Consider the following 13,391-nt stretch of genomic DNA (forward strand, 5'->3'; position numbering starts at 1 on the left):
CTCAAAAAATTACGCAATACAATATGCAGCACCTACCACCCTATGATTCCTGGTTCCCAAGTAAACGTTCAACATATTTAGCTAATACATCCACTTCTAGATTCACAGCATCCCCAACCTGCAGTTCCCCCAACACAGTATCCCGCAGAGTCATCGGGATAAGTGAAACTTCAAAATAGTTTTCACGCAGTGCACTTACCGTCAGTGAAGTGCCGTGTACAGTAATTGAACCTTTTTCCACAACATACCGGGCTAGTGCTTCCGGCAAGGAAATCCGTAGTACATCCCAGTTGCTAGAGTGCTCGCGACTTAATAATTCTCCAACGCCATCGACATGGCCTTGCACAATATGACCGCCGAATCGACCCTGCACCGACATTGCCCGTTCAAGATTCACATTGCTACCTACACGCAGCGTTCCAAGGCTCGAGCGAGTAAGCGTTTCTTGCATACAGTCTGCTTGGAAAAAATCTCCATTGCGGTCCGCCACTGTTAAGCACACACCACTAACAGAGATAGAATCTCCAAGGCGAGCATCTTCTAAAACCTTCGGCGCCTTAATGGTGATCCGCACAGAATCGCCCAGGTCTACAATATCTGTAACCTGTCCAATTTCTTCAATGATTCCGGTAAACATTTATTTTCCTAAATCCAGTAATACGTCGTTTCCTAATTGCACTACCCGCCGCATATGATAACGCTCGGCTTGTTGAATTGTTGTTGCAATTGGAGCCGTTAATACGCCCCTGCCATCTCCCAATATTGCCGGTGCAATATAAGCGTGTATTGCATCGATATAGCCTTGTTGCATAAACGACGTAGCCAGTCCAGCACCACCCTCTAGGAGTACATTCCGCGCACCAAGCTTCCAGAGTTCCAATAAACATTCGCTTGGAGAACTGTAGTGGAGAAAATCCCCTGGTACTTCCCTGCTACCAATAACTACTCGTAATGGTTGGTGCTTATATAGTGAGCCATCTGGTTTACGCGCGGTAAGTTTCGGCCGATCCACTAATGCGGTTTGCGTGCCAATGATTATTGCGTCGCGCTGCGCTCGATCAGCATGGGCGTATTCACGAGCTTGTTCGCCTGTAATCCATTGGCTTGTTCCATCAAGTGCCGCGGTAAAACCGTCCAATGTATGTGCGGTTTTCCAAGTAACGTGCGGGCGCCCTAAACGAGTCGCCGCAAGCCAAGGCTCAAGGGGTGTGACCTGCGCTGAAACCTGCTCGACAATAATGCCGTGTGCTCGCAGAAAATCCGCGCCACCCGAAGCGATTGGATTGGGATCCGAATGAACGTACACCACTTTACGAATTCCTGCAGCGACCAGGGCCGCGGCACATGGGCCAGTGCGCCCAGTATGGTTGCATGGTTCTAAAGTAACCACAGCGGTACCGCCGTGGGCTTGAGCACCGGCCGCCTGCAATGCCATAACCTCAGCATGCGCGCCTCCCGGTGGTTGTGTGGCACCCACCCCAACCAGGTTTCCATCGGAAGAAAGAATTGCCGCGCCCACCGGCGGATTCGGGCTGGTGGTTCCCACTACCTCGGCGGAAGCGTCAATTGCTCGTTGCAGAGCTTCTACAATCTCCATGAACGCATTCTTAGCGACGCCGCGCCAGCTCCGCAAGTTTGCGAACTTCAGCATCCGGGTCCTCAGCACCAAACACTGCTGAACCAGCAACATAGGCATCACAGCCAGCATCCGCAGCGGCACCTATTGTGCTTTCAGAAATTCCCCCGTCGATTTCAATAATCACGTCAAGATTCCGGGAATCAATTTCACTGCGCAGTGTGCGAACTTTGTCTAATTGGTCGGGCATAAAGGATTGCCCACCAAAACCTGGTTCAACGCTCATAACAAGCACGAGGCCAAAATGCTCAAGATCCGGCAAATATGGTTCAATCGGGGTTTTGGGGCGCAATGAGAAACCTGGACGGATTCCTTTGCTCCGAAGATATTTTGCAAGTGCTACGTGGTCATCGGTGGCTTCCACATGAAACGTAATACCAGTAGCACCTGCCTTAATATAGTCATCAACCCAACGTTCCGGGTTTTCAATCATAAGGTGGACATCTAGTGGCTTTGTTGTCACCGCATTTACGTCGGCAGTAATACCAGCACCAAAGGAAAGATTTGGCACAAAGTGGCCATCCATAATGTCCACATGGATCCAATCAGCACTCTGAACACGCTGGATATCTTCACCTAATCGAGCAAAATTTGCGGCAAGAATAGAGGGAGCAATGATCGGTTTGTTCGACATAAACCCATCATAACCCTCCCATTACATACTGCATCAAAGCTCATCAGCGGGCTTTCGCAAAACAGCAAAGAACATGGCGTCTGTACCGTGACGATGCGGCCACATTTGTACAGAGCGCTCCGAACCAACATTTTCCATACCTGGAACTAAACTCTTTGCATCAAGTTCTTCCGCCCCAAGTTCAGCGACTGCTTTATCCACAATTTCTCGAGTTTCACGTAAATCCGGAGAACAAGTCGAATACACCACCACTCCACCTGGGCGCACTAAGCCATATGCAGCGTGCAAAAGGTCATATTGCAATACGCTGAGCCCAGCAATATCGGATTCTTGCTTCCGCCATCGCGCTTCCGGCCGGCGACGTAATGCACCAAGACCAGAACACGGCGCATCAACTAAAACTCGATCAAAACCGGGTTCCAAATCTGGAGTACGACCATCACCAATATGTACATCCACCGGCAAACCAATAGTAAGTTTTTCTACTAATTGTGCGCGGTGCGGAGCGATTTCAACAGCGTCGACGCGCGCGCCGTCGATACGCGCAAGTGCACCCATTAATGCAGCCTTGCCACCAGGGCCAGCACAAAGATCCAGCCAGCGGCCAGTGTCTACACCTAGTAATGGGGCTTCAGTAACTGCTCGGGCAATAAGCTGGCTACCTTCATCCTGCACCGCAGCAAAACCTTGACGCACCGCCGCAATATCGCCAGGATTACCGCCATCTAAATACACTGCATATGGCGAGTACTTCCCCTCCTCCCCGCCAGTAATAAGTGCAAGCTCCTCCGCACTCATCTCACCTGGGCGAGCAGCCAAATGTACTTTCGGACGTTGGGAATCACCTTCGAGCGCCGCGCCAAGCTCCTCAACTCCGATCGTGCGTGCGAAACTCTCGGCAATCCACGTTGGGTGTGCATATTTGAACGCTAATGCAGGAATCTCCTCTTTTGGCGTAAGCCGCGCAAACCATGTACTGCGGCGCGAACGCGTAATAGCCCGCATGACTGCATTTGCAAACCCTTTTAGTTTTTCCACCGTTAGCCGAACGGTTGTATCAACAGCCGCATGAGGCTCTACACGGGTATACAACAATTGATATGTGCCAAGCCGCAGTGCATCCAATAAATCGGGATCAATTTGATCCACCGGTCGTGTCGAGGCAGCATCGATTACCGCATCTAAGACACCTAAATTACGCAATGTGCCATAGGTAATTTCGGTGGCAAATGCCGCATCGCGGCCCGTAATTTCCCGTTCACGCAACATATTCGGCAATACGAGATTGGCATACGCGTCTTGCTCCCGAACCTGCCGGAGCACATCCATTGCAGCAATTCGGGGCGGATCCACAGCCAATGCAACTGCCCTATCACGGTGCTGATCCCGCTGAGAAGCACCCTGATCAGTATGCTTTTTAGCTGCTTTACGTGCACGAGCCGCCTCAGCTTCTTTTTGTCGCTGAGATGTGCCTCGGGCACGCGATCGAAAACCACTCATTGCCACACCAATCCTTTAGTATTTTGCAAACCACGCGCCCAATCGACTGCAGGCATCATTTTCTTTCCCGGAGGTTGCAACATTGACAGTTGCACCACCTGAGAACCAGTACCAATAAACACACCAGATTTTTCGATACTTACTTCGCCAGGACGTAAATCATTGCGTTCCGTACAAATCACAGGACGAACCTTTATTCGATCGCCATTATATTCGGTCCAAGCGCCGGGGCCAGGCGTATAGGCTCGAATATTGCGATCGATCTGATCCGCGGGCAAAGACCAATCGATGCGCGCATCCTCCTTGGTAATTTTTGCCGCATACGTCGCTTCGCCCGACTGCGGCACCGCTTTCAATGTGCCGGCCTGTAAACCATCCATGGTTTCTACCAGCAAATCCCCGCCTAAGTACGCCAAACGGGTAAGCAAATCATCGGTCGTATCTTCGGGCAGAATTTCAGTAGTTATAGTGGCTAACACTGGGCCGGTGTCCAAGCCTTGTTCAATCCGAAACGTTGACGCCCCAGTGATGGCATCACCAGCACGAATCGCTGCTTGTACCGGAGCAGCACCTCGCCACATTGGCAAGAGTGAAAAATGCAGGTTCACCCAACCATGCGGAGCGATGTTAAGAAGATCTTCGGTTACTAGATTTCCGTAAGCCACAACTGGAATGCAGTCTGGGGCGAGCTCCGCTATGCGCGCCCTAATGGCCTGCCCATCAGTAGTATCTGGTTTTAATGTTGCGGGTTTTAAAACCTCAATATCATGCTGCTGAGCCAATGCAGCAACCGGTGATGGATGCAAAGTACGACCACGGCCCTTTTTTGCATCTGGCCGAGTAAGCACAGCAATAACTTCATGTTGCGAGGCCAAAAGTTTTTCCAAAGCAACTACGGCAGGTTCAGGAGTGCCAGCAAAAATTACACGCATGGGAATGTACGACCTTCTTTACTTTTGGAACCAGTCCGAGACACGAATTTCCGCCATCGCTTCTTTCCTCAATTCAGGGGAAAGTCGTTTAATAAAAAGCACGCCATCAAGGTGATCAGTCTCGTGTTGAATACAGCGAGCAAGAAGACCTTCGGCTTCAAAGCTGACTGGCTGACCGTCTTTATCTTGGCCAGTCACCTTTACCTTGGCGTATCGCTGTGTATCTTTATGGATCCCTGGGATAGATAAACAACCCTCACTATCAGTTATTGTTTCTTCCCCGATTGCTTCCCATACGGGATTAATAATGTGTCCACGCATTTCAGGGAATTGGTGGGAGCAGTCATACACAAAAACGCGTCGTGTTACCCCAATTTGATTAGCAGCCAGCCCAACACCCTCATAATGATCCATTGTTTCCAACATGTCATCCACGAGTTTTGCAATGCCAGCATCAAATTCCGTAACAGGATCAGCCCGGGAAATCAATACCGGATCACCAAACAATCGAACTTCGCGGATGGCCATAATACGAATCGCTCCTTAGTAGTAATGCATCTTTAAAAAAACATTGGTATGGCATTTATCCTAACCGCGAATGCAATAAATCCAATGTTGTCGAGTCGCCGGGCTCTGCATGAGGTATTAGCCAATATGTAGTGGGTCTATTTGCACTCGCAGTGGAAGCGTGTCTTTGCGTGTTGCCCGAGCCACTTGTGCGGCCCGCAGTGCTTTACCGAGTTTCATACCGTGTACCACTGGCACACGTACCAATACGCGCTGCGGAAAACCGAACTTTTGTTCGTCATACTCGCCGGGCAGGTGTACACCAAGCGGCAAATCCACCGGGCCCAAAATCTCTCCACCTTCGGGTAATTCTATAAGTTCAAGAAAGTGATCGAGCGTTTTTCCCGGCGCATCAATAGCTGCCATTCGAACAGCTGGTGGAAAATCCACTTCACGGCGTTCCGCAAGTTCAAAAGCTGCAGCCTGCACCATATCCCAACGAATCAGCGATTGCACAACACTTAAGCCAGGATTTGCCATAATAACCACATCCCCGCCACGATGTACCAGAGTGGCCGCTGCTGCCCATTTGGCCAGGGTATCCTCTGTTGCTCGAAGATCTTGTCTGCCCAATAGTGCCCATGTATCCAGTAACAATAAGGCGCCATAGCGCCCCTTGGGCTCCGCACCCGGAGTGGCAACAACGAGCTGTGGGCCGTCGCCAATTGAATCGATAATATGTGCACCTCCAGAGGTAACTACTTTTACCCCGGGAAACGCTCTTCCTAATTCTTCGGCCGTGCGCCCGGCACCTAATACAACAGCGCGTAGTTTTACCGAGCCACATTCCCCACAGCGGTGCCGTAACGAAGGGCGCCCGCACCAGCGACACGTTGGTACTGCAGCTTCCCCACCAGTAGGTAAACCAAGTGGCCCATTGCAGTGTCTACACCTAGCCGGGGCTCTACAATTTCCGCAAGCTAAGGTAGGCACATACCCTTTACGCGGAACCTGAACGAGAACTGGCTCGCCTCTACCGAAAGCCTCGCGAACCGCCTGGAAAGCAATTTGCGGCAAGCGAGCACTACCAGCGCGCGGGTCACGCTCCAATGCAAAGTCCGAATCACCCGCCGCACGAATATGCGGCATACGTGTTCGAATCACATCGCGAGGTGCCACCAAATTATGCAACCAGCCCTGCTCAACCATTAATTGAGTCTCTGCGGTGCGGGAATGTCCACCAATAATCAATGCGCATTGCTGTTTAGCACTACGCATTGTAAGCACTTCGCGCGCATGTACATACGGCGCACGGGGATCGCATAGGTTTTCGTCCCCATCGTGCAGCACCACAGCCAACCGAAGATTCTGCACAGGGGCAAATGCAGCACTACGCGTGCCAATGACCAATCGGCCTTGCCCATGCAATACAGAAAGGAATCTGCGATACCGAGCCTGCGGCCCCAATGCAGACCCTAAAACGGTAATCTGCTTGGCGGAAACCCATTGTTTACATGCTGTTTCTAGAGCATCAACATCCCGTTGATCCGGGACCACAATCAATGCGCCGCCACCATCAATCACCGTTTTTATTGCAAGCGCCGCTAATGCCGTAGCCCAATCCTCACCGGGCGCTATTTGCCAAGCCGCACGTGCCTTTGCCCCAGCGAGCACGGCGTCGACAAATGACTGTCCGAATGCATACGAAGACCACTGCGAAAGGTCTGGCTCTTCTGCCTCACCCAACTCTGCCCACGGTGTCCGCGTATCCGCATGCTCAGCCTGTGCATGGCGAGCTGGAATAGCAGAACGAATTAAATCACTACGCACCCCCGCATATCGTTCACATAACGCATCAATTAATTCACGTGTTTGGAGGGGATACACAACATCTGGAGAAATCACCCGCTCGATCCAGGATAATTTTCCATCATGCTCTGAATAAGATGAGCGAGACACCACTAATGCATCCACAAGCCGTCCACCAAATCGAATACGCACACGAACACCCGGTTGCACCTCGTCATGATGCTTGGCGTCGATTTGATAATCAAAGTAGCGATCAAGCTGCGGCAACCCCAACAGCGGCAAAACCTGCGCGATTGGCACTTCAGGCGCAAGGACCCGGGCAGTCGACATACTGGTGAATTCTACAGATGAAGCCGAGCAAGCGCCCGCGTACACAACCCAGATCAATGCCCAAAAGTAACCGATGATTCCGCAATGCCCGCAGCGCAATCATCGAAATCATTCTCGTGGCAAAATAAATCGCAATAAATTATCCCGAGCAAGTATTTGCTTTCCAATATCGCCACAGTCACGACAACCGACGCTGGCAACCATGCAAAACTCGATACCTACACTTCAGCTCCAAAATATTTTCGATGTGATAATTTGGCTGGAAACCCCGCCCTAGCAAGACACAAAAGAAAAAGCTATCGATGCTCTGAAAATAAGTAGAATTTTAAATGGAGTTAACAATGGATTTGCAGTTAGCGAATAAGCATTTTGTAATAAGCGGCATATCAAAAGGTATTGGGCGGAGTGTCGCATTCGAAATAATGCAAGAGGGTGGCTTTGCACACGGAATTTCGCGCAATGAAGATGATCTTAAGAAATTCGGCATGGAATGCGAATCTTTATTTGCTAGAACTCAGTATCTCAGCAGTGCGGATATACGGGACCGGGCAAGTTTAAAAGAATCACTAGATTACATTGGTGATTTGAGTGGCGGAATTCATGGAATAGTTCATTGCGCAGGATTTGGTAGTCGAGGTAGGATTTTGGATTTTTCAATAAAAGATTGGGAAGAACAATTCCAAGTAAAAGTTTTAGGCCTCTTGAATATGTTAGAGTTTTCGTTGCCCTGGTTTAAAGAAGATTCGATTGGCAAGGTAGTAATCTTAAACGGTATCACCGCCAATAAGCCAGAGTTTGAGATGGCTGCTGTAAGTGCATGTCGTGCTAGTGTATCTAACCTCGCCAAGTCTTTAGCGCATGATTTAGCACCAAAGGCAACTGTTAACGTAATTAACCTAGGGCCGATAATAACAAGCAGGCAACTTGACCAATGGAAACGTTCTGGTTCTAAAATACCCTTTGAAGATTGGCTATCATGGGAGACTAAACGACGGGGAGTTCTACTTAATCGCTTTGGGCGTCCCGAAGAAGTTGCTGCGCTCGCTGCTTATTTGTTATCTCCACTAAGTAATTATATGACTGGAAGCTTTATTAGTTTTGATGGGGGGATTAGTGTTTCGTAATCAGTGTAGTACTTTTATTTGCGCAAAATAGATCAAAAGAAGAGCATTCAGGCTTCCAGCGAAGCACAACTGAGGGTGAAACTAAAAATATTTTCCTGGTGAGTATCGTCTTTGGAATTTCGAGCAAATTAGAGGATAAATTCGCGTGAAGGTTTAGATGCCGTAAGGTCACGCGTTCTCGTTTCTTATCCGCCTTTTAATGAATTACATTTACCTTAGGGAACTTTTATAATTCTGGAATAGCAGACCGAATTAAGTCACTACGCACCCTGCATATCGCTGGCATAACGTATCCACAAGCCGTCCACCAAATCGAATACGCACACGAACACCCGGTTGCACCTCGTCATGGCTTGGCGTCGATTTGATAATCAAAGTGGCGATCAAGCTGTGGCACCCCCAAAGCGGCGAAACCTGCACGATTGACACATTCACTTTGCAGCCATAGACTGTGAATGAATAAAAGAAATATTCATTCACGACGGATCGGAGAAAGGCACAGTGAAGAAAATGCTGTTTTGGGTCATTGCAATCACAGTTGCACTCGTTGTACTCATTGGAGGATTTTTCCTGCTAGCACCGATGCTTTCACCTGGTGAACACGTTGGAGACAGAACAAAATTAGAGCGAGTGTTCAATGATGATGAGCAACGAATCATCGCCTCAAACAAGCTCACTAGCGATGAACTCGCTGAATATAATGGAGAGGATGGAAAACCAGCTTATGTAGCGATAGATAGCGTGGTCTATGACGTATCAAATATCCCTTCCTGGGCACGCGGAAAACATCATGGAGTGCCAGCCGGCACCGATGCCACAGAAAAATTCGTACAATCGAACCACCAAAAGCAAACACTGCAAAATATGAAGGTAGTGGGCTCTATTGACCCGTAGTACGATGATTCGCATGGCGGACGCAAAACAAAATCTGCTAGATGCAGCACGATCTGTGTTTTTACTCCATGGTTATAAGAAAACCTCAGTAGCCGACATCGCTGCCGCAGCAAACCTTGCTGTAGGCAGCGTCTACAAATTCTACCCATCCAAAAAAGAGCTTTTTATAGACGTCTACCTTGCCGAAAATGCCAAAATAAAACGCGAGCTCATCCAGTCCATCAATTGGGAAAATCCTCGGCACAGCTTTCCAGAATTTTTACAACAAATCACCAAGATAACTACACAAAATAAAATCCTCCAAGCCTGGAATGAACCAAATTTCGGCCCGGAACTTCATGAAAAGTGCGCCCAACAACTACAAACCTCGGAATTCGGACAGTTCCTACGCCTACAAACCGACATTTGGCGGCAGCAAGGACTCCTCCCCGAGCAATACTCAGTCGATTTTTTGGAACGTGTGCTCGATGCTGCCCACCAAATCGATTTTACTTTTCAGATCGATACAGAAATGAAGTCTTTCATTCTAGCCGCAATTATAGAGAAGCTATTTACAGAAAATTAGCGGCTTGGCGCTATGTTTTGAAAGCGAATTTGTGGTTCTGCATTGCACGAAGCGTTGTTATAGAAATCGCCAATGCCACAATACATACTGAAGTGACCAGCCCGAGCAGATTTTTATTTTCCACCACAGCCATAAGTATTGCAAACCCAATAACAGTAACCGTTACCAGTACTGATACCACTAAACCTCGCAATAGTCTGTGATCTATCCGCGCCACTAGGAACGGCATAATAAACGACAGTGAAATGGCGGGCATGAGCAACAATAACGCGAGCATACCGGCTCTCCAATCCAGGCAAGCATAGAACCTATATTGGAAGCCACCTAGAGTATGCGCAATTTGTTTCACCGCGCCTAGTTCGCAGGGCACATCTCTAGGTGGACAAAATAAGTATGTGACGCAAACTAGGCACCAAATGCCCACTGTAGCAATACCAAATAGGAAAAGCTATGGACGAGTTAAAACTCATAGGGAAAACCTGATTGCGTCACATACACACCCTTGCAGGCACTAGCCAAGCGTAGCTTCAATTGCCGCTTCGATAATATCCAATCCTTCCTCCAACTCGGCTTCGCTGATATTTAAAGGAGGAACCACATGCATACGATTGAAGTGGGTAAACGGCCACAACCCACGCTCTTTACATCCAGCAGCTAATGCCAGCATTGGCGCATTTTCCTCAGCACTTGGGTTAAATGGCACAAGCGGCTCACGTGTTGCCTTGTTTTTTACAAATTCAATGGCCCAGAACATGCCAACCCCACGCACTTCACCCACGCAATCAAACTTATCGGCGAGCGCTTCTAGGCGTGGTTTGATAATGCGATCCGCCAAATCATTTACATGCGCCAGCGTTTGTTCCTCTTCAAAGATCTTTAGGGTTTCAACGCCCGGTGCACATGCCAGTGAATGTCCCGAATACGTCAACCCACCGGGGAATGCCCGTGTGCCAAACGTGGCACGAATCGCATGCGAAATCACCACACCGCCAAGCGGCACATATCCAGAATTCACCCCTTTTGCGAAGGTAATCAAGTCCGGAACCACATTAAAGTGCTGATATGCAAAGAACGCTCCTGTGCGACCAAATCCAGCCATCACCTCATCAGCGATATACATAATGCCGTGGGCATCACAGAGTTTGCGCACACCCTCTAAATACCCAGGTGGCGGAACCAAAATACCATTTGTTCCCACTACACTTTCAATAATAATTGCAGCAATAGTTTCCGGTCCTTCCAGCAGGATTTGCTGCTCTAGGTGTTTTAGTGCACGTTCGGATTCTTCCTCAGGTGTATTCGCGTAGAACATACTGCGATACAAATATGGCCCAAAGAAGTGCACCACGGAAGTGTCGCTAGGTTCATTGGCCCAGCGCCGTGGATCGCCGGTAAGGCTAATCGCAGTTGCGGTGGCACCGTGATAGGAGCGGTACATTGACATTACTTTTCGACGCCCCGTATGCAACCGCGCCATTCGCACAGCATGTTCAACCGCATCGGTGCCGCCATTGGTGAAAAACACATTGGCAAAATACTCATTTCCTACAGCATCGATAATCCCCTGCGCAAGCTTTGATCGGGTTTCCTCGGCAAAACTTGGGGCTACTGTAGCCAGGCGATCAGCCTGGTCCTTTATCGCTTGAATCAGCCGCGGGTGCTGGTGCCCTAAATTTAGGTTCACCAATTGGGACGTAAAGTCAAGGTATTTATTGCCTTCATAATCCCAAAAGTAGCTACCCTCCCCTGACTGTACCGGCAGCGGCGCTATAAGATCCTGGGCCGACCATGAATGAAAAACATACGACCGATCCAGGTCTTGAATATCTGCATTTGTTGTCATACTGTCCAACTTTCTCAACGGTTAATGTGTGGGGAAACCCAGGTTTATTTGGGATTCATCTGGCAGCGGCCACCGGCTGGTCACCACTTTTCTGCGGGTATAAAAATTGAATGATTCGGGGCCATACATATGTGTGTCTCCAAATAATGAATTTTTCCAACCGCCAAATGAAAAGGCTCCAATTGGTACCGGTATCGGCACATTGATTCCGACCATACCCACTTCGATATTAAATTCGAATTCCCGAGCAGTTCGTCCATCACGAGTGAAAATCGCAGTCCCATTGGCATATGGATTTGCATTAATGAGTGACACAGCTTCATCGTAGGAATCAACGCGTACAATGGCCAGGACTGGACCGAAGATTTCTTCGTCATAACACGGCATGCCCGGCTTTACATGGTCAATGATCGAAGGGCCAATAAAAAATCCCTGCGAATCACCAAAATCCCATGTACGTCCATCAATAAGTAACTTTCCGCCATGCTGTTCGGCTTCTGCAACAAACTTTGTAATTCGATCCAATGAATCCTTGGTAATTACCGGTCCCATTTCGGCATCTGGATCATTGAAAGCACCAACCCTAAGCTTGTGCGTTCGGGATACAATCTTTTCCACTAACTCATCTGCAATATTTCCCACCGCCACAACTACGGAAATTGCCATGCATCGTTCGCCTGCGGATCCATAACCCGCAGAAACAGCGGCGTCTGCCGCGGCGTCGAGATCCGCATCCGGCATAACAACCATATGATTCTTTGCCCCGCCGAGTGCCTGTACGCGCTTTCCTTGTGCCGCAGCGCGCGTATAGATCGCACGAGCTACAGGTGTAGAGCCAACAAAACTCACGGCACGAATTCGAGGTGAGTCTAAAAGTTGATCCACTGCCGCTTTGTCTCCGTGAACAACATTGAGCACACCAGGTGGCAAACCAGCTTCATGGAATGCCTCCGCAATCCAGTTTGCCGCCGAAGGATCACGTTCGCTGGGCTTTAAAATCACGGTATTCCCTGCAGCGATAGCGGTAGTAATCATCCATAGCGGCACCATTGCCGGAAAATTAAACGGCGTTATACATGCAACCACCCCGAGTGGTTGGCGGGTTTGGTGGACATCGATACCATGAGCAGCCTGCTCTAAGAATTCACCTTTCATATGGTGAAGCAGCCCCGCGCAAAACTCTACATTTTCTAGTCCACGGGTGATCTCTCCGGCAGCATCAGACAGCACTTTGCCATGCTCTTGCGAAATAACGGCAGCGAGTTCATCGGCTCGGGAGGTAATAATTTCACGAAGCCGAAACATAATATTCGCGCGTTTAGCCATTCCGGTCGCTCGCCATGCTGGAAATGCTTGTTCTGCAGCATCAATGGCTTTTTCAAGTGTGCTTTCGCTGGCAAACCCAACACGGCCAGTCTCCTCGCCCGTTGATGGATTCATTACCGTTCCGAATCGAGCGGAATCATCGACTGCTACTCCCCCAATAAAATGCGATACCAGCATATGGAAACCTCCTTAAACGCGGTGTTTATACCTCATCAATGCTAGGTCTCGTACTCAGGCAACAATAGGCGCGTTGTGTCGCTCAGCTTATGGAAAGTGGACATAGTGTTAACC

At 49.2% G+C, this 13,391-nt stretch carries 13 protein-coding genes and 1 pseudogene; 3 read left to right on the forward strand and 11 right to left on the reverse strand.

What is annotated here, in order from left to right:
* Positions 1 to 40: 40 nt before the first annotated feature.
* From CFREI_RS07125 to CFREI_RS07155, 7 genes are all read right to left on the reverse strand, one after another.
* Entirely contained in the window at positions 41 to 637 is a 597-nt protein-coding gene (locus CFREI_RS07125) for a riboflavin synthase (RefSeq protein ID WP_027012268.1), read from the reverse strand.
* On the reverse strand, positions 638 to 1,597 hold the full coding sequence (gene ribD, locus CFREI_RS07130) for a bifunctional diaminohydroxyphosphoribosylaminopyrimidine deaminase/5-amino-6-(5-phosphoribosylamino)uracil reductase RibD (RefSeq protein ID WP_027012267.1): 960 nt from the start codon (positions 1,595 to 1,597) through the stop codon (positions 638 to 640).
* Positions 1,598 to 1,607: 10 nt separating this feature from the next.
* Positions 1,608 to 2,270: a ribulose-phosphate 3-epimerase gene (rpe, locus tag CFREI_RS07135; RefSeq protein ID WP_027012266.1), complete on the reverse strand. Its 663-nt coding sequence runs from the start codon at positions 2,268 to 2,270 to the stop codon at positions 1,608 to 1,610.
* 33 nt (positions 2,271 to 2,303) lie between these two features.
* Positions 2,304 to 3,770, reverse strand: a complete 1,467-nt coding sequence (locus CFREI_RS07140) for an RsmB/NOP family class I SAM-dependent RNA methyltransferase (RefSeq protein WP_051255852.1) — start codon at positions 3,768 to 3,770, stop codon at positions 2,304 to 2,306.
* Complete coding sequence (gene fmt / locus CFREI_RS07145) at positions 3,767 to 4,702, reverse strand: methionyl-tRNA formyltransferase (protein ID WP_027012264.1); 936 nt, start codon at positions 4,700 to 4,702, stop codon at positions 3,767 to 3,769. Before fmt ends, CFREI_RS07140 begins: the two co-directional genes overlap by 4 nt.
* Positions 4,703 to 4,720: 18 nt before the next feature.
* Entirely contained in the window at positions 4,721 to 5,230 is a 510-nt protein-coding gene (gene def / locus CFREI_RS07150; protein ID WP_027012263.1) for a peptide deformylase, read from the reverse strand.
* A gap of 117 nt (positions 5,231 to 5,347) precedes the next feature.
* Positions 5,348 to 7,348: a primosomal protein N' gene (locus CFREI_RS07155; RefSeq protein WP_027012262.1), complete on the reverse strand. Its 2,001-nt coding sequence runs from the start codon at positions 7,346 to 7,348 to the stop codon at positions 5,348 to 5,350.
* A gap of 329 nt (positions 7,349 to 7,677) precedes the next feature.
* On the opposite strand from CFREI_RS07155, the gene CFREI_RS07160 reads away from it, so the two are divergent.
* On the forward strand, positions 7,678 to 8,472 hold the full coding sequence (locus CFREI_RS07160) for an SDR family NAD(P)-dependent oxidoreductase (RefSeq protein WP_084170669.1): 795 nt from the start codon (positions 7,678 to 7,680) through the stop codon (positions 8,470 to 8,472).
* A gap of 285 nt (positions 8,473 to 8,757) precedes the next feature.
* Here the strand turns inward: CFREI_RS07160 and CFREI_RS13450 are convergent.
* Positions 8,758 to 8,929 (reverse strand): annotated as a pseudogene (locus tag CFREI_RS13450) (primosomal protein N' family DNA-binding protein); the annotation flags it as partial.
* A 53-nt stretch (positions 8,930 to 8,982) separates the two neighbouring features.
* Here CFREI_RS13450 and CFREI_RS07165 point away from each other — a divergent pair.
* Together CFREI_RS07165 and CFREI_RS07170 are read left to right on the forward strand one after the other, a co-directional pair.
* Positions 8,983 to 9,366, forward strand: a complete 384-nt coding sequence (locus tag CFREI_RS07165) for a cytochrome b5 domain-containing protein (protein ID WP_205618446.1) — start codon at positions 8,983 to 8,985, stop codon at positions 9,364 to 9,366.
* Between the two features lie 13 nt (positions 9,367 to 9,379).
* Positions 9,380 to 9,931, forward strand: coding sequence for a TetR/AcrR family transcriptional regulator (locus CFREI_RS07170; protein WP_169719135.1), 552 nt, complete (start codon positions 9,380 to 9,382; stop codon positions 9,929 to 9,931).
* Between the two features lie 10 nt (positions 9,932 to 9,941).
* Here the strand turns inward: CFREI_RS07170 and CFREI_RS07175 are convergent, their stop codons facing one another.
* The 3 genes from CFREI_RS07175 to CFREI_RS07185 all read right to left on the reverse strand — a co-directional run bounded on the left by CFREI_RS07175 (position 9,942) and on the right by CFREI_RS07185 (position 13,277).
* Positions 9,942 to 10,208, reverse strand: coding sequence for a hypothetical protein (locus CFREI_RS07175; RefSeq protein WP_027012259.1), 267 nt, complete (start codon positions 10,206 to 10,208; stop codon positions 9,942 to 9,944).
* Positions 10,209 to 10,442: 234 nt separating this feature from the next.
* Positions 10,443 to 11,774 carry an aspartate aminotransferase family protein gene (locus CFREI_RS07180; RefSeq protein ID WP_035111464.1) on the reverse strand — a complete coding sequence of 444 codons (1,332 nt, stop codon included), beginning with the start codon at positions 11,772 to 11,774 and terminating at the stop codon, positions 10,443 to 10,445.
* A gap of 21 nt (positions 11,775 to 11,795) precedes the next feature.
* Entirely contained in the window at positions 11,796 to 13,277 is a 1,482-nt protein-coding gene (locus CFREI_RS07185) for a CoA-acylating methylmalonate-semialdehyde dehydrogenase (protein WP_027012257.1), read from the reverse strand.
* Positions 13,278 to 13,391: the final 114 nt, after the last annotated feature.

Origin of the sequence: Corynebacterium freiburgense, from assembly GCF_030408815.1 — a bacterium.
In the GTDB taxonomy this organism is placed as follows: domain Bacteria; phylum Actinomycetota; class Actinomycetes; order Mycobacteriales; family Mycobacteriaceae; genus Corynebacterium; species Corynebacterium freiburgense.

Bases quoted from the DNA above. Each gene is read 5' to 3' on its own strand.
- CFREI_RS07180 (WP_035111464.1), bottom strand. From the start codon at position 11,774: ATGACAACAAATGCAGATATTCAAGACCTGGATCGGTCGTATGTTTTT.
- CFREI_RS07155 (WP_027012262.1), bottom strand. From the start codon at position 7,348: ATGTCGACTGCCCGGGTCCTTGCGCCTGAAGTGCCAATCGCGCAGGTT.
- ribD (WP_027012267.1), bottom strand. From the start codon at position 1,597: ATGGAGATTGTAGAAGCTCTGCAACGAGCAATTGACGCTTCCGCCGAG.
- def (WP_027012263.1), bottom strand. From the start codon at position 5,230: ATGGCCATCCGCGAAGTTCGATTGTTTGGTGATCCGGTATTGATTTCC.
- CFREI_RS07125 (WP_027012268.1), bottom strand. From the start codon at position 637: ATGTTTACCGGAATCATTGAAGAAATTGGACAGGTTACAGATATTGTA.
- rpe (WP_027012266.1), bottom strand. From the start codon at position 2,270: ATGTCGAACAAACCGATCATTGCTCCCTCTATTCTTGCCGCAAATTTT.
- CFREI_RS07165 (WP_205618446.1), top strand. From the start codon at position 8,983: ATGCTGTTTTGGGTCATTGCAATCACAGTTGCACTCGTTGTACTCATT.
- CFREI_RS07185 (WP_027012257.1), bottom strand. From the start codon at position 13,277: ATGCTGGTATCGCATTTTATTGGGGGAGTAGCAGTCGATGATTCCGCT.
- CFREI_RS07140 (WP_051255852.1), bottom strand. From the start codon at position 3,770: ATGAGTGGTTTTCGATCGCGTGCCCGAGGCACATCTCAGCGACAAAAA.
- CFREI_RS07160 (WP_084170669.1), top strand. From the start codon at position 7,678: ATGGAGTTAACAATGGATTTGCAGTTAGCGAATAAGCATTTTGTAATA.
- CFREI_RS07175 (WP_027012259.1), bottom strand. From the start codon at position 10,208: ATGCTCGCGTTATTGTTGCTCATGCCCGCCATTTCACTGTCGTTTATT.
- CFREI_RS07170 (WP_169719135.1), top strand. From the start codon at position 9,380: ATGGCGGACGCAAAACAAAATCTGCTAGATGCAGCACGATCTGTGTTT.
- fmt (WP_027012264.1), bottom strand. From the start codon at position 4,702: ATGCGTGTAATTTTTGCTGGCACTCCTGAACCTGCCGTAGTTGCTTTG.